Below are 16,102 nucleotides of genomic sequence, written 5' to 3'. Positions count from 1 at the left end.
GATCATATATAAGAGATTAAAAATGAAAAGTGCAAAACATGAAAACAGATAAACATATAATAGAAGATTGATTACCATGAAAGATCACTCCAATACGCTTTAACGATCTCATAGGATTCTTTTAGATATTCCTCATATTCATAGGATTTATTTACTTCTAGCGGCAAAGATGCCATTTCGATCACTCCTTGTTCATTTTTCAGGATACCCAGATATATTTCTGAGATCTGAAGCTGTTCGACCCCGTAATAAAGATAGTAATCGTCGTGGATCATGGCATGGATCGGATCAGAAAAGTTAAGCATCTGCCAAGGGATTCTCAGCTCAAGCCCATCATCTTGAAAGGCATAGTCGGCAAGCGTACCGGCATCTTCAGACGCCTCGATCAACTGACCTGTCAGATACGCCTGGTTTTTCCGTGCTTCATAGAGCTCTTCTTCAGTATGGTTTCGTTCAATGACCGTTCGGTTTTCACAGATCATGCGGATGTCATTAAAATGCGGATCATCAACACTTGGATACTCAGCAAAAGGGTCGATTCGTTCTATCTGATAGAGATAGTTTTCACGTAAGGCATCATAACGGCTGTGTACCAGTATTTTGGCTGCTGAGCCAGAAATCTGAATGAGAAAGTCAGCAGGACGTTCAAATCGTTCTTTGCTGTCAGCATCGATCGTGGTTCCGCTATTCATAGTTACATCAATAGGAATAGAAATATCATCAGGCAGATGAGATATGCCATCGACATATAAATAAATTCCTTTTTCATCATAAAAGGCATAAAGAGAAACATTCTCTGACTCCTGGATCAAATAACTACTTGGCCAGTCTTCCATGCTGCCATCGATCGTATTATGGTTAGAAACAAATGATAAAAGACCATAACCGCTGCTTTCACTTTGAATGTCATGCCAGTTTTTATTTTGGGAAAGATCGATTGCAAAACTGGTGTTCCACATTCGCTTTTCCCATGTATCCTGCCATGAGTCGATAAAAGCTCCGCTTGTATATTTTAAAAGATCCTGATATGCAGAAACAAGAGCTTCTCCCTGTTGGGTTTCATTGAGGCCTCCATAAGAAGAATCACTGCCACGGGAGCTGGATAGCTATAACCGGAAATCACGACAGGGACATCATGATACTCATTTAAAAGGGAAGTGTAAGTGGTATATAGGTTGGTCGTATCTAAATGTTCAAGGATCTCTCCTAATGCTTCTTTTTGTCCGTCAGAAAAATATTGATAAAATCGATCATAATAATCATACAGATGATAGGATGCGAACAGACCGCTTTGATAATTCTTTTCTTTAACAAAATGATTGATATCAAGCGTGGCAAACTTCAACATCTGGCTTGCATAAAATGAATCATATTCAAAAGGATCGGTATCATATGTCGAATTAAATGTGATAAGACGCTGTGTCTTATATTTATGGCTTTCATAACTAATCAAGCCATCCATCACATCTGCTAACATTGCCTCAAAAGCATTTGCCTCATCATTTGTGGAAATATACTCTCCTTTATAAGAAGCAGGATAATGCTGTTCGTTTGTATATGCGATGGTTTTCGCATTCCATTCATTACCAATGATATAACCCATGACCCAGGGGGATACATCTTTGTCATAAAAACTACTGCCTTTTTGCTGATGGGCACCCATTATGAGCTTTCCATGAATGGCATCGACGACTTGGATCGCATCCTCTTTAAGGCTGTTGTAGAATTCATTGCCATAGGCATCACTTTTTGAATCATTGGCCCATTCGCTCACCTGAAGTCCTTGAAGCAGATACAAAGGTTTTTCATGTTGGATATTGTAATCATAAAAAGCGTCATAAAATACATCATTATAAATCGTATAGATACGAATCGTATTAGCTCCCATATCACTGATAAGTTCAAACCAGCGCATATAGGTATCATAATCAATCGCATAATCAGCGGCATAATGGCTGACGGCAGTGCTTGGCAGATCGACACCCTTAATGATCAATTTTTCGGTTTTGCCGTCATCATGAACGATAAGGATATCTTTCCCTTCAATTTGAAAAGAGGAAGTAATAGGAGCCTGGGGATCAAGGTCAATATAGAAGCCTTTGAAATAAACCGCATAAATATATATGAATATACAGATAACTATAGAAAATACACCTAATAAAAATTTTTTCATTTCAATTACCTACCTTAACATTTCATTTGCATTTTTTGATTCAGAACAATACTGATAAAGAGATTCAATATGCTCATCCAGCCATTGTCCACGCTCTTCAATAAAATGTTTTAGCTGTTCAATTGCTTCTTCATGACTTTCCATATTTCTTTCAACCGGACTTAAATAATTATAAATATCATAATTCTCTAAATCATAAACATATCCCCATACTTCATCATTGCGAATGATCGCTTCTTTCAGCCATGCATCCGTTTCATCAATATAATTTAATATATAATCGGTCGACAGAGGACCCTCACGCAGCTGATGATACTTTTCCACTACCAAAGCAACAAAACTGCGATTTTTCAGAAGCTGGCTGAACCAGATACCATTCTGCATGGAAAAACCAATTTCATTATTGATTCCGTCAGCATTATTGTCACAACAGTTATTAAAATCCCATACAGCTGTTTTGATCTTTCCTCTTACATCGCTGTAAAGAAAAGTAGAAAATTGACCGGCATCAATATTTCTAAAAAATTCATTGATAATAAAATATTCCGCAAAAGACTCTAAATCAAGATAATTGCTGAGATTTTCTTCCCATAGGCTCATTGAATACAACATTTTTTCTACTTGACTGATCTGTTGACTGATATATTCTTCTTTTTCCGCAGTCAATGTATTGTTTCCCGGATACCGGATGTCTAAGGCTGACTGATCACTTTCATAGGTATAATAGGTAAAGTTATTTAATTCATGATCTCCTTTGCCGATACGATCCCAGCGTACGATAAAGCTTGTCACATAACTGTTATCATTTGTTTTGTTTATTTCGATACGGCCTTCACCACGACTGATCGTTTCCATCAATAGATATAAGCCCTGATATTCACCATCGATCCAAAGCTCACAAAAGCGGACATTGGGTGCATATTCCATGATTTCACCGGCAATGTTCATACATAAATAATTACGGATATAAGAACGATCTAAGAAAGGACCATGGAGCACCCACTCATCATGAGCGGACATGCCGGCGAGTGATTGAGGATTTTCTTTGCCATCTTCATCAATCAGATGGATCGAATAAGATTTCTTGTCGAAATATCTTGATGAATTTCCTCGGATATGAATATCTGCAAGTGATTTTACACTTGCTTCATCACTGATATGATTCTTGCCATTTTGTCCGTCAATGAGCGTAAAATCGGTAATGACGGACTCACTCATTGAATCTGAAAGTTCTGTATAGGCTGTACCGTCTTCTTGTATGATACGCGAACCGGGAATCTTTTGCCCGTTTGTTTGGATAGAAATGATGGGTAAATGGGTGGCTGTATCATCATCTTCTGATGGTTGCCATCGTTCATCTAAATGCTGGTGAATACGATGAGAAGAAATATCTATGCTATAAAAGGTGACAGAGGCAATCAAAACACACACGATCGTTAAGATATAAATAATTTTGCTTTTCATGACTATCCACTTATTTCATCATTCTGAGTCACGATATTGACATAGTCAACGTGATCCAATTCATAAAGAAGCTGAGTAATGCTTTTTTCTTTTTTATAAGTGATCTCATAGGTGCGTCTTGACAGTTCATAAATAAATTCAATTGATTCCGGAGATGTATTTTTGACACGTAATAAGGCTTTGTTATGAAAATAATCAAACACAACTTTTTCAATAGCTGTTTCATTATTACGGGCAGCTTTTATGATCAAAAGAATACGGTTTTCATTGCGGACGCGTCCTAAGATCAAAAGAATGATAAAGACAACGATCGTACCTACGCTGGCAACCAGATAATCACCGACACCACAACAGATACCTACGATGATCGCCCAGAATATAAGTCGTATCACGGGAATCTTTAATTGCTGTCCTAAAACGGACGATAGATAAGGCACCCACCATACCAAGCGATAAAGCAATATTATTACCGATGACCGTCATGACCGTACCTGTCAGAACGGTTAACGTAATTAAAGAAACATTGAATTTCTTGCTGTATGCAGTACCGATATGGGTATACCAGTAAGAAATATAAATGGCAATGCCGATGAGGCCTGAAGAGATAATATGTAAAATGATTTCTTCAACACTTAAAGCCGTTCCCTGTTCCAAAATTAAACGCAACACATCTTTCATGACAATTCCTCCCTTTCTAAAACAAATAATGTTTTCCGATCGTTCTTCCTAAGCAGTATTTGCTGAGTGCTGTTTCGCTTTTGTCGATCCGGTTGATCGTATCTTTGATATAGGACAATAAGAAGCCATTATATTTAACTTCTAATACTGCTAAATATGGATGCAAGACGCTGTTCTGGATTAAATCGTTGGAGAAAATATCAAAATTCGATTCACTGGCGGCAATATGATGATCAAAAGTGATCCTTATCTTATTTTCTTTTGCGATAAAGGCCTTACGCATATAACTGACCACACAGACCGGGCGATAACAATGCATGCTCATGAGAGCATAACATTCTGCCGCAAAGTCATCCGGATACTGTAAAAGAATTGAATATTCTCCTGTCATTAATTTTTCAGCATCCTCACGTTTCATCTTTAAAGAACGTTTTTTCTGTAAGATCCCTTGTTTTTGTTTCATTTCTAACATTGCAAAAGGACTGTCTGCCCCATAATTTCTCAGACGAATCTTCCGACGGACTTCAACACCGTCTTCTTTTTCCTGAAAATCCCGATCATCAAGGGAATCAAAATATAAAGAACGAATCTCGTAACCATCTCCATGGCTATGAGCGTCTAAAGACAGAATGTTTTCAAAATAATGGCTGTATTGATAATACTGATCTGCCGATATCAGAAATTTCTTTTCCTGACGAAGCACTTCATTCATGACGCATCAACTCCTTTCATGTGAGATTCTTCCGGCGATCGTGATTTTTATCATTATAATAATTCTTTTTTTCAACATACATTTTCTTTTCAGCCCTGCGTACCAGATCGTCCATATCAATCACCTGTGTCTGCCACTCCATGCCCACAGAAATAGAGTAGCCGAAAGAGTTAAGCGTTGCTTTCAGCTGTTTTATTTTTTCTGTGATCACATCTTCCGGCGTATCGATCACAAAGATGATAAATTCATCACCGCCGATACGATAAGTATGTTCTGCCTCAAAATTTTCACGAATCATCTGAGCAACCGCTTTAAGCATCTCATCACCGCTCTCATGACCCTGTGTATTATTTAATTCATGAAGTCCATTCACATCAATATAAATACAGGCCAGTGAAGTTTTGTAAAGGGAAGGATATTTGATCAGATTCGTTTCAAAGCGGTTCCGATTATAAACACCGCATAACATATCCTTTTCTCCAAATTCTTTAATAATGTTATAAGTACTGATATTGTTGTAACACATATTAAAGCTATAACGGATATTTCTTAAAAAATCTGCAATCCTTTCACGTGGACTCATATTGACAACCATCAAAAAACCACATATATGATTATCGGTATCCCTGATAGAAATTACACCTAGGGTCTTTACCGGTAAAGGGTGTTTTTTACCTAATAGTTGATTGATCTCAGCTCTATCAAATGAGATAAAATCCTGGTTTCCTTTTTTAAAATAGTAAAACAGGGAGATCGGAACCTCATTTTCCATAAGCGATGCATAAGTGATCTCATTCTTTTGCCAGCTATAAATATGCATCTGTGATTCTTTCATATATAAATATATTTCTTCGGCATGAGATATTTTAGCAACTTCTTTCAATGCCAACGTAATATTATTTCTGTTTTCATGAGCATTAAAAAGATATTTCTCTACATTATTCGTAGCATTGATCATATCCAGCTGAAGCTGTTTTTCTCTTGTTTCTTTTTTTATGTAAGTAATCATCCAAATGAAATAAATGATAAAAACAATAATTTCAAATCCCAAAAAAAGTGATGTCACATGTTTGACAAGATTAGAATTTTCAAAAACGACATCTTCGGGTACGGAGAGGGCAATCCGCCAGTCATTGATGTCTAATGGTTCATAATAGAAATAAAGATATTTGCCAATCGTTTCGGATACAAATACGACATAATCTGACTTACCGTTAATGAGTCCTTCTTTCAACTGCTCATAATCATAACCATCAGCCATTTGTCGTTTACCCATATCCCAAAGATTGCCTAATTCACTATGCCATGTATCAACGATCAGATTACCCGTTTCACCTTCCATGAGATAGGCAGCTGCTTCACCGTCATAGGGATCATTGATTAAAATGCTGGGCAGGGAAGCTACTTCAATGACTCCATACAGCATGGCGGTTATCTGATTGTTTTGGATGACGGGAACATAATGACGTAAGATCGGTTGCCCGTCATTTATGAAATCATTTTCCAGGTCTGTGATATGGCTTCCTAATGCAGCTTCTTTATCAAAGGATAAAGAATCCTGTATGCGGATCTCACCATGACGGGTAACGATGGTATCATCAGGCAAAAGCAGCTCCAGTCTTGAAATCAATCCGATATTTGAGTAAGAATCTAAAATATCCCATAAAATCTGATCTGTGAAACTTTCAGCTCTGGCAATAACTGCCGCAATGATTTCCAATTGTCCGCGGTCGTTATCAATGTTTAATTGAATATGTTCTGCCAGATAATCTGTTTCTTCATGAAGCTTCATAAAGCTTTGTTCTTCTTCGATTTTGCTGATCCATCTTACTGCAACAAAAGATCCGCTTATCATTAAAAAAATTAATAACATGGTGATACTCATTGATTTGAATAAATTACTCTTTTTTTCTTTTTTCATATTGGCCCCATTCGAATTAAAAATATATATTTAAAAATCATTATTTATTTTATAGCAAATTCTCTTATAATTTCAATACCTTTTATTAATAAAAGATTTTTATATCGCGTTAGAATTGATTTTACCGGCAAATGATCAAAAAAAACAACGTTATAAAAAAACAGGTTATTTTGAACAGAAAAAAAAGCACTGACCCATGATCAGTGCTTTGCTGCCTGATATGTTTAATAAGCTTGTGCTACCTGGACACCAACGACGCCTTCAACTTCTTCCAGCAAAAGGGCTTCGACACCCATGGAAATCGTATCATCCAAGGCTAAACAATCGCTGCAGGCACCCAGCATTTTGATCGTAACGATCCCATCCTTAAAGCTGACAAATTCTAAATCTCCGCCATCTCTTTGAATATAAGGGCGGATCTTTTCTAATACCGCAATAATTTCTTTTTCTTTCTCACTCATATAAACCTCCTAAAAAAGACCTAATATAAAAGCAACCACCACTGTTAATACGGCACCTAATACAAAACCGCCGACAGCTTCGATCATACGATGTCCCAATACCTGCTTCATCTTCTCATGGTAGATAGGATCATCTAAAGGCAGCTTGATCATTTCCGCAAGATCCGATACCAGCTGCTGTGTCAACTGAATGTTTTTTCCCGCATAATAGCGCACATTGACAGCATCATAAATCACGATCACACTGAAAACGGATGTTATCGCAAACAATGTAGAATCAAACCCTTCTACAAGACCGACCGCAATGCTTAGAGCTGTTACGGTTGATGTATGGCTGCTTGGAAATCCTCCGCAGGCAATCGTATAGTGAATATCAAATTTACCGCTTCGGTAATAATAAATAAAAGGTTTTATAACCTGTGCCAGGATATTAGCACATAATGCGATCCACAATGGGAAAAGATTATGAAGCATTTCATCACCTCGTATTCCTTATTATATCACGCTTAAGGCAATTTTGTGAAATATGACTCAAAAAAATCAAATAAAATGTTAACCGGTATTTTCAAAGCAAGGAAAATATAAAATATAGAGAAAGATTGAAGAAGATATGGCATAGACGAAATTTCAAATAATCACGATACCGCAGCTCGCTTTCCTTACACCCACCCATGATCTGAAGATGTGAGGTGAAGCCGCCAAAGCCGATGCATATCAGAAGATAAGGCAGATGATTCTCATATCGGGCATAGTAGGCACAGCCGCTGGAAAATTCCATCAGAAGCTGAATAGGGGAAGACAACGGTTTTAAGTATATCAAAAGAAGACTCTTTAATGAGGCGGCAATCAATAGATATGCCAGAATCAGTGCCATCGTATGAAGAGAGAATGAAACAGCCTGATAAAGGGAGGTGGCAGTAGAAGGGCTGTTTAAAGAGATGGCTGTCTTACGGGTGATAAAAAGGAGTATGAAAATATTCAATACATGGATCGTAAAGACAATCAGGGCTGTTTTTTGGGAGGTCATAAATGCCAGGCTCATCATCATGAAGCTAAAGGAAGGAGTGGCTGTACAGACGATCAGGCGGCGTGATTGAGCCTTTGTCAGCTTGTGCTCCTTCAGAAGGGCATTGATCATATAGCTTTGGGCAGGGGAACCCAACAAAATAGCTTTGATTACGATCAGCAGGGAGGCTGTGTCCATATGAAAGATCCTATTAAAAAAGGTTGGCATATTTTTTTTAGGAAGTGGGATCATTTGGATGAGGACACATAATAGAAAAAGGCTGGGCAAGAGCTGTTCAATGAAAAAAAGCCATGTTTTTTGATTTTCCAGTATGACTGACTGATAATGAAAAACAGAAGCGAAGATAAAGATCAAAAGAAATAAAGTTTTCATGGCTCACCTCTAGTATTTTATGGCTGAAACGAGTAAAATAGAAAAGAATGTGAGGAATATTTATGATACATGTAAGCCTGGAAGGAATCGTAAAAACAAAAGAAGATGAAGATATACTGATCGAACATATCGAAAAAATATGTCATGAATATAAGCTGCCTTTTGAAATTGATCATGGCATTGGTACGATATATGTCTGCCCATGCGGTACGATCGAAGTCAATATTGCGAATTATTATGCAGTTTTGAAAACAAATACGGCTCTTGTGGGGCCGGGATATCATGCTTTTGTCTGTGAGCTGTTTGACAAGCTTCAAAAAGAAAGTCATATCTATCTATCTTTAGATGATGAATGTGATTATCTGGAGGATCATGATCTGAACCGGATCAAGGATCTGGCCTTTTATCCCTACATGCATCGTTTGATGGATAGTTTTTCAAAGATGAAGGAAGAGGATGAGGCTACATATGCATGGGATGATAAGAGCTATCTGCCTGTCGCAAAGCCGAAAAGCGTGATCACACCGTTTGGCTATGTGTATGCCGATCAGTGTAAAAAGCTTTCGCTTCAAGAGGCATGTCATTGCTTTTATATTTGGAATGAAGTAGAAAAGGATGCGCTTTTTTATCGGAATTCTGCTTTGGTCAGTCTATGGTGTGACTGTTTATTTGAAAACTCATTGTATGATGAAACGGCCCTGAATCTTGCAAGATCGATTTGTGATGCTTTGGAGAAGGCACATGAGATGGATAAGGAATTGCCGTTGCCGATTGATGAGTATCAGATGTTATGTCGGCTTTTGAATCGTGAAAATAAGATCTTTGATGTTGATCAATATCCAAAAGGAGATGTCGGCTATCGTAAGCATGAGGTATTTTATGTCTATGGGAACTGGTTTATTTATTTCCAAGGAAATGCACTTCAAAGCTTTGATGGACATACGATGATCTTAGATCTTGTAAATGAAGAAGAAACGCTTTTAAGCGTGAAGATTACCGGTTATAAAAGTCAGGATAAGATGGATTTTGCCTATCGTTATCTGAATACGGTGGATTCCATGGACAGCTTGAATTTTGATGATGGACAGATGAAGATCAAAAGCGTGCTTCACCAGCTCCATGACGGATCGCATGGCCTATACATGCAGGCCCAGTGTGTCAAGGAAAATGAAATGCTGATGGTCAATGCCGAGTGCAGTGACATGACATATTATCAGCAGGCGGTCCAGATGCTTGGAAATATGCAGATGATCCGTCAGGAAAGAAGTGAAGTGGATGTTAAGATATAGGGCGGAGGATTATGCTTCTTTATGTGCATTGACATATTTTGATATTCCCGAATATCGAAAAGGGATGTTGTTTTCTACTTATCTGGAACAGTGCTTTCTTAAAGGATATAAAGAAAATGATTTTTATCAGCGTTTATATGACTATGTGATGAAGCAGAATTTCTATGATTTTATGGATCTGGAAATCGTCAATTATGTCAATGAAAATAATCATAGCGGTCTTGTCTTCTATCAGCTGGAGGATAAGGATGACTGTTATCTGATTTATCGGGGCAGTGAATCTTATGATGCTGTGGATCATGAAAATGGCTGGGAGGACTGGCTGGATAATCTGGAGATCTGGCTGGGTGTGACGCATCAGCAATTACGGGCAATGAAATATTTCAACTGCCTGCATACGAATAAAAGACTGCATCTGATCGGTCATTCGAAGGGCGGCAATCTTGCTTTGTTTTTAGGAGTGGTCTGCAGTAATGAAAAGTTGGCGCAGATCGATGAGATCGTAACATTCAATGCTCCGGGCATCAATGATGATATGATGCAGCAGTATAAGAAAAGGATCGATGATATTCATTTTAAAAATAAGCTCTTATGTATCGAGAATGAAAATGATCCTGTCAGCTCGATGTTTTCACATGTGAAAGAACCGGTACTGGTCGCTTCTTTATGCAAAGGGCTCAGTGTAACGGAGGCCTATGAATCACATCAGATATGGGCATATGAAAAGGTGGATGGCTGCTTTGTCAGTGCTGCTAAGAAGTCGATCCTTGCGAAGCTTGCGGATCTTGTCAGCAATCATTTTGTAAATTTACTGGATGAAGAAAATAAGAAAAAGCTGGTACATAAGTTCATGGAATATTGTCAGAATGACTGTTCATTGGAAGAGATGTATCATGTGGTGCTTTATAATATCGGTATTCATCAGAATCTGTTGAGCGAGGATGAGGATTTCAGATCGGTGGAAATTCAGACGCTGATGTCGTTGTTTCAAAAGGAAATGAAAGAGAAGGTCATTTCTATTCCGGAAAATGTCAGGATCAGCTTTGATGAAGTAAAGGATAAGGTAGGAAGCTGGGTGAGTCAGGTTGGAAAGAAGCAGTAGGATCGCAGGTGTTATTGCGGCAGTGGGCATATTGGTGGCCTGTCTGTTTGGCAATATTGATTTTCATGCGTTTAATTTGAATTATTATGAAAGTGAATATACAAAGCTGCATACAGCTGAAAATATCGGTATGAGCAATGAAGCTCTTTTTGAGGCGACGGATGCTTTATTGAGCTATATCAAAGGGAACAGAGAGGATATCAGCTGTGTACAGGAAGTCCATGGTGTTGAGAGGGAAGTGTTTGATGAGCGGGAAACGGCTCATATGGTGGATGTCAGAATGCTTTATCAGAATGCCAGAGTAGTTTGTTTTTTATTGACAGGTATGGGCATCGCTGCTTTTTTGTTTATCTTTGCGGTATATAAAAAGAAACAGATATCGCTGGATACGGCTCTGGTTTCAATAAAGGATGGTTTTCGTCAGGTAACGCTTGCTTTTGTGATCGTGGTATCTTTTCTTGTTGTATATGCACTGATTGATTTTAATCGGTTTTGGACCGTTTTTCATCAGATCTTTTTTTCTAATGATCTGTGGCTGTTAGATCCAAGGGTTTCGATCATGATCAATATGTTTCCTGAAGAATTCTTTTTCGGTATGGTGATGCGGATCGTTGCCGGATTTGTGATTTGTTATGCGGCCATTGCTTTACTTTTTTATTATGGAATACAAAAGCATCTGAAAAAATCAAATTTGATTGAAAAAGATGACTAATGGGTTTATAATTTTTATCAGAAAGAAGTGAAAATATGAGAAGTGTGGTACTGGCAAGCGAATCGCCGAGAAGAAGAGAATTGATGAATATAAGCGGGATCCCTTTTAGCTGTGCAAGCCCTAAGATAGAGGAGCATCTTGATCTTTCAAATGGTATTGAAGAAGGAGTCATGAAGCTGGCAAAACAGAAGGCAGAAGCAGTTTATGAAAGCCATGGAGGCAATCTGGTCATCGGAGCGGATACCATCGTTGTCATCGGTGATGAAATCTTGGGAAAACCGAAGGATAGTGATGATGCAAGAAGGATGCTGAAGCTTTTATCAGGTAAGACACATAAGGTCATTACCGGTGTCGCACTTGTCAATCAACAGGTTCATGAAGCTTTTTATGAGGTGACAAATGTAACCTTTTGTGAACTGAGCGATCAGGAAATCGATGATTACATTAAAAGCCGTGAACATTATGATAAGGCAGGCAGCTATGCCATTCAGGGAAAAGGCATGATGTTTGTGAAAAAGATTGAAGGAGATTATGCCAATGTGGTGGGTCTGCCGATGTGCCGGCTCGTCCATGAGTTAAGAAAATATACAGAAATATAGGGGACAATTCCCCTTTTATTATTTACAAATTTGTGTATAATAGAATCAGAGAAAGAAAGGAGGAAAAAGAATGATAAGGGAAATGATGATGAAGGATATAATAAGAAGAGGAGAAAAAATGAAAAAGTTAACAGCGATTTTATGTGTTTTATGTTTGGCAGGATGTTCAAACGGCGGTGACACGAAGACAACGGTCTGCACAGCAGATATGAATGGTGTCAGCGTTACCAATTCCTTTGAATCAAACGGGGATGAGATCACCCGCCAGACGGTTCAAAATGAAATGGATTATACAACGACAGGCTACAGTGAAGAAGAAATGGCACAGATTGCCGAGAGTTATCGATCTGCCTATGATGTAAAAGGTGTAGAATATAGTTATGAATTTTCAGGAAATATGCTTATTGAAAACATTACGATCGATTTTACCGAGGCAGATTTCAATGAATTGATGGATGCGGAATTGATTACGGCTGATGGTGAAAACGTATCTTATATTTCATTGGAACAGACATTGGATTCATTGGAAAGCAGTGGCTTTGATTGCAAATAATAAGCGGATAGGATGGGTATTGCTCATCCTTTTTGTATAAGAGGTGATATCATGAATCAATTATGGCTGCGCTTAAGCAATAAGATCAAAGCAACATTGATAAGGAATGTCAAAGATACTGATTATTTTGCGATAAATAAGTCATTTCAGATCATTCATCTTTTCTGTGATGATAAAAAATTATGCTTTCAGGAAGAAATTACAGATTCTAATTTTAAACTCATTCATTTTGACAAGGTAAGCGGAAATCTTAAGATAGTATATGAAGGTATTTTAGACGGTACGAGTGGCAATTATCCTTATGTCAAAGAAAAGACAAGTGATGATTTTTATATCTTACGTCATGAAACGGTCTATTACCCTTGTTTTATACGACCGGATAATGAAGCTTACGTGCATCATCTGCTTGAGCCCGATGACAGTGATCGTTTTGAAGCTTGTGTTGAGATGGAAGATGACCGCTGTATCGTAAGCAATTTAAAAGAGATCGATGGCTGTCTAAAAGGCTTTAATCCTACCTTTGTGATTGGAAAATATCATCATCAGGAAACATTTTTTGGTTCGATCTTTTATGAAGATTTAAAACAGGAAATCATTCAAAAAGTTGAGAAGATCATCTATGATACAAATGATTTCATGAATCATTATAAAAAAGCAGCGATACAGGATCATAAGATCATCGTTATTCCTGAGGGATATGGCAGCTTTGTGCTTCCAAATACGATGTTCATTACAGAAGAAGGCTGTAACGATGCCAAGCAGCTGATCCATGAAATCATTCATATTCATTGGAATCCGCTCTGTGAGAAGCATATCCAGCGGGCCCGTTTCTTTGATGAAGGTCTGACCCAATATTTTACGTACCGGGTTTGTGATGCCCTGCATATCCAATCTAAAGAAGAAACGGAAAAAGAATATTTACATGACTACCGCAATATCATGACTACCTATGAAGTACCTCCAATGCCGATCGACAGCTTTGCGGATGAAGAACTGGGAGCCCTCTCTTATTCTTTTGGTGCATTGGCACTGATTGCCTTAGAAAAACAAATCGGTGAGGAAAAGATGGATGAAGTTCTTTCGAAATGTCTAAAGTTATATGAAAAACAGGCGATTGATTTTGATAAGTTTGAAGCTTTATTTCCAAATGAAGCAAAGGTTGTTTTTGATGAATATTTTAGGGATGAAACAGCTGCGAAAAGACTTTTAGAGGACGCTTAGGCGTCCTTTTGAATATAAAAAAAGCTGCGAGGCAGCTAATAATTTTCAAAAATTTCTTTTATTTTATTATGATCATGTGTGATCGATAAAGCCAAAGATAAAAGGATCCTTGCTTTTTGGGCACTTAGGGTATTGGAAGCGATGCAATGTTCATGGGGATCGAAGACATGATCGTTAAAGACGATTCCTAAAGGAACACGGCTGGCTCTTACAAAGATCATTTGTTTGCTTTCTGAAAGCTCATTGATTCTTTGCAGCCATTTCTGAGAATAATTACCATTTCCGCTTCCGGCAATGATGATTCCTTCATGGTCCTGGGCAAGATGATCGAGAATGTAAGGATCGGCTCCTGCATAGAAATAGGCAATGCCTACTTTTGGAAGGGTGTCAGGCAACTGTTTCGAAAAGATTGACTGACAGGTATGACATTTAAAGGTCTTTGAATAAAAGTAGACATGTTCATCTTGCATATAGCCAAGACAACCAAAGGCTTTCTGATCAAAGGCATCAATTTTATAGTTATTGACCTTTTGAATATCTCTGCCGGAATAGATCGTATTTGAGAAAAGGACCATGACTCCCTGTCCGTTTGACTGATCGCTGCTTGCCAATGCAATGGCCTGATAGAGATTATACGGACCATCGGCACTTGTGGCAGTAGCGGGACGCATGGCTCCCGTTATGACAACAGGTTTGTCGGAGTGAATCGTCAGATTCAAAAAATAGGCGGTTTCTTCGATCGTATCTGTTCCATGAGTGACCACGATCCCATCGATATCCTCTCTTTGAATCAGTTCATTGATCTTTTTTGCCAGTACCAGCCATTTGTCTTCATCCATTTCATTGGAATCGACATTGAAGAGCTGCACTTCTTGTATATGTGCCATTTTTTCTACGCTGGGAATCGATTGCAAGATGTCCTCAACACTGATCTCACCGGCATGATAAGCAACTGTCTTGCCTTTTTCCCCAATGCCGGCAATCGTACCTCCGGTTGCGACAACCATGATATTTTTCATTCTTTTGCTCCTTTCATCTTATCAATCAGCTTCTGATAGATATTTTCCATCATCCATGTTTCTCTTACTTCCTGTTTCAGTAAACAAACAGGTATCCACTTGATGCCTTTTGTTTCTTTTTTATTCAGGATAAGAGGTGTTTTTTCATCAGCCTCAATAAGATATGTCAGGTTGAGATGTAAATGGGAAGAAACATATTCATTGTTTTTCACATGACCATCAACGGTTAAAACTTCTAAAGAAAAAGGTGTATTAGAAAGCAAGTGATACTGATCAATCCCCGTTTCCTCTTTCATTTCTTTAAGAGCTACGGCACATAGATCTGCATCGCCATCAGCATGACCGCCGCACCATGACCATGAATCATAGATGTTATGATAGATCATCAATACCTTTGTACGCGTTTGATTGGTGATCCAGCAGGATGCAGAAAAATGCATGAATCTGTTTTTTCTTTCCAACAGGTTATCATGTATTTCCATAGCTTTTAAAATAAAATGTTTATCTTTTTCTTCCTGTTCATTCAAGGGAAGATATCGTTCGATCATCGTTTTTAGTTCCATGGGATTATGGTAGCATTCCATCACAAAAAACTCAATGATTTTTATTTCAATTTTTTAATTCATTATGATATAATAACGACTAGATTAGTATAAATGAGGAGGGTCGTAATTTATATTAGTTGAGCGCCAGGACTAGTTTAGTTGACGAGGACAGCAGGTTATCGAAAGATTCGGCGGGTACTGCTGCGGTATGCAAATATCGTTAGAAATCATACAAAAATCAAAATCAACATTGA

The 16,102-nt window shown here is 38.0% G+C and carries 18 protein-coding genes; 6 read left to right on the top strand and 12 right to left on the bottom strand.

The features are described 5' to 3' along the window. Positions 1-71: 71 nt before the first annotated feature. The 10 genes from ACZYT3_RS07140 to ACZYT3_RS07095 form a co-directional block, all read right to left on the bottom strand. The gene (locus tag ACZYT3_RS07140; RefSeq protein WP_464088177.1) at positions 72-959 is read right to left on the bottom strand and encodes a hypothetical protein; all 888 of its coding nucleotides are present in this window, start codon (positions 957-959) and stop codon (positions 72-74) included. 53 nt (positions 960-1,012) lie between these two features. Further along, positions 1,013-2,173 carry a hypothetical protein gene (locus ACZYT3_RS07135; protein WP_464088176.1) on the bottom strand — a complete coding sequence of 387 codons (1,161 nt, stop codon included), beginning with the start codon at positions 2,171-2,173 and terminating at the stop codon, positions 1,013-1,015. Positions 2,174-2,182: 9 nt separating this feature from the next. Beyond that, positions 2,183-3,637 carry a CotH kinase family protein gene (locus ACZYT3_RS07130; RefSeq protein WP_464088175.1) on the bottom strand — a complete coding sequence of 485 codons (1,455 nt, stop codon included), beginning with the start codon at positions 3,635-3,637 and terminating at the stop codon, positions 2,183-2,185. 2 nt (positions 3,638-3,639) lie between these two features. After that, a complete protein-coding gene (locus ACZYT3_RS07125; RefSeq protein WP_464088174.1) occupies positions 3,640-4,029 on the bottom strand; it encodes an MgtC/SapB family protein in 390 nt (129 codons plus the stop codon). Next, positions 3,974-4,315 carry a DUF4956 domain-containing protein gene (locus tag ACZYT3_RS07120; RefSeq protein ID WP_464088173.1) on the bottom strand — a complete coding sequence of 114 codons (342 nt, stop codon included), beginning with the start codon at positions 4,313-4,315 and terminating at the stop codon, positions 3,974-3,976. Before ACZYT3_RS07120 ends, ACZYT3_RS07125 begins: the two co-directional genes overlap by 56 nt. Before the next feature lie 16 nt (positions 4,316-4,331). Next, positions 4,332-5,027 carry a polyphosphate polymerase domain-containing protein gene (locus ACZYT3_RS07115; RefSeq protein WP_464088172.1) on the bottom strand — a complete coding sequence of 232 codons (696 nt, stop codon included), beginning with the start codon at positions 5,025-5,027 and terminating at the stop codon, positions 4,332-4,334. 16 nt (positions 5,028-5,043) lie between these two features. Continuing rightward, entirely contained in the window at positions 5,044-6,900 is a 1,857-nt protein-coding gene (locus ACZYT3_RS07110; protein ID WP_464088171.1) for a GGDEF domain-containing protein, read from the bottom strand. A 272-nt stretch (positions 6,901-7,172) separates the two neighbouring features. Beyond that, positions 7,173-7,409, bottom strand: coding sequence for a NifU family protein (locus ACZYT3_RS07105; protein WP_071441537.1), 237 nt, complete (start codon positions 7,407-7,409; stop codon positions 7,173-7,175). Positions 7,410-7,418: 9 nt separating this feature from the next. Then, entirely contained in the window at positions 7,419-7,883 is a 465-nt protein-coding gene (locus tag ACZYT3_RS07100; RefSeq protein ID WP_294561345.1) for a divergent PAP2 family protein, read from the bottom strand. A gap of 91 nt (positions 7,884-7,974) precedes the next feature. Further along, a complete protein-coding gene (locus ACZYT3_RS07095; RefSeq protein ID WP_464088170.1) occupies positions 7,975-8,613 on the bottom strand; it encodes a hypothetical protein in 639 nt (212 codons plus the stop codon). Between the two features lie 257 nt (positions 8,614-8,870). Between ACZYT3_RS07095 and ACZYT3_RS07090 the strand changes: the two genes are divergently transcribed. The 6 genes from ACZYT3_RS07090 (at position 8,871) to ACZYT3_RS07065 (ending at position 14,284) form a co-directional block, all read left to right on the top strand. Next, positions 8,871-10,097 (top strand): hypothetical protein, encoded by a 1,227-nt coding sequence (locus ACZYT3_RS07090; protein ID WP_294561343.1) that lies wholly within the window; start codon positions 8,871-8,873, stop codon positions 10,095-10,097. Beyond that, on the top strand, positions 10,084-11,199 hold the full coding sequence (locus tag ACZYT3_RS07085; protein ID WP_464088169.1) for an Mbeg1-like protein: 1,116 nt from the start codon (positions 10,084-10,086) through the stop codon (positions 11,197-11,199). Before ACZYT3_RS07090 ends, ACZYT3_RS07085 begins: the two co-directional genes overlap by 14 nt. Next, a complete protein-coding gene (locus tag ACZYT3_RS07080) occupies positions 11,183-11,911 on the top strand; it encodes a TIGR01906 family membrane protein (protein WP_464088168.1) in 729 nt (242 codons plus the stop codon). The genes ACZYT3_RS07085 and ACZYT3_RS07080 overlap by 17 nt, the downstream gene beginning before the upstream one ends. Before the next feature lie 35 nt (positions 11,912-11,946). After that, complete coding sequence (locus ACZYT3_RS07075) at positions 11,947-12,510, top strand: Maf family protein (protein WP_464088167.1); 564 nt, start codon at positions 11,947-11,949, stop codon at positions 12,508-12,510. A 118-nt stretch (positions 12,511-12,628) separates the two neighbouring features. Then, a complete protein-coding gene (locus ACZYT3_RS07070; protein ID WP_294561339.1) occupies positions 12,629-13,063 on the top strand; it encodes a DUF1307 domain-containing protein in 435 nt (144 codons plus the stop codon). A gap of 51 nt (positions 13,064-13,114) precedes the next feature. Continuing rightward, positions 13,115-14,284 carry a M1 aminopeptidase family protein gene (locus tag ACZYT3_RS07065; protein ID WP_464088166.1) on the top strand — a complete coding sequence of 390 codons (1,170 nt, stop codon included), beginning with the start codon at positions 13,115-13,117 and terminating at the stop codon, positions 14,282-14,284. Positions 14,285-14,319: 35 nt separating this feature from the next. On the opposite strand, the gene ACZYT3_RS07060 is transcribed toward ACZYT3_RS07065, so the two are convergent. Together ACZYT3_RS07060 and ACZYT3_RS07055 are read right to left on the bottom strand one after the other, a co-directional pair. Then, entirely contained in the window at positions 14,320-15,303 is a 984-nt protein-coding gene (locus ACZYT3_RS07060) for an asparaginase (protein WP_464088165.1), read from the bottom strand. After that, entirely contained in the window at positions 15,300-15,887 is a 588-nt protein-coding gene (locus tag ACZYT3_RS07055) for an NUDIX hydrolase (protein WP_464088164.1), read from the bottom strand. Before ACZYT3_RS07055 ends, ACZYT3_RS07060 begins: the two co-directional genes overlap by 4 nt. Between the last annotated feature and the right edge of the window lie 215 nt (positions 15,888-16,102).

The organism is Traorella sp. mt218, from assembly GCF_055420025.1.
Note: the sequence above shows the minus strand (reverse complement) of the source record. Positions and strands in the feature narration are given on the sequence as shown.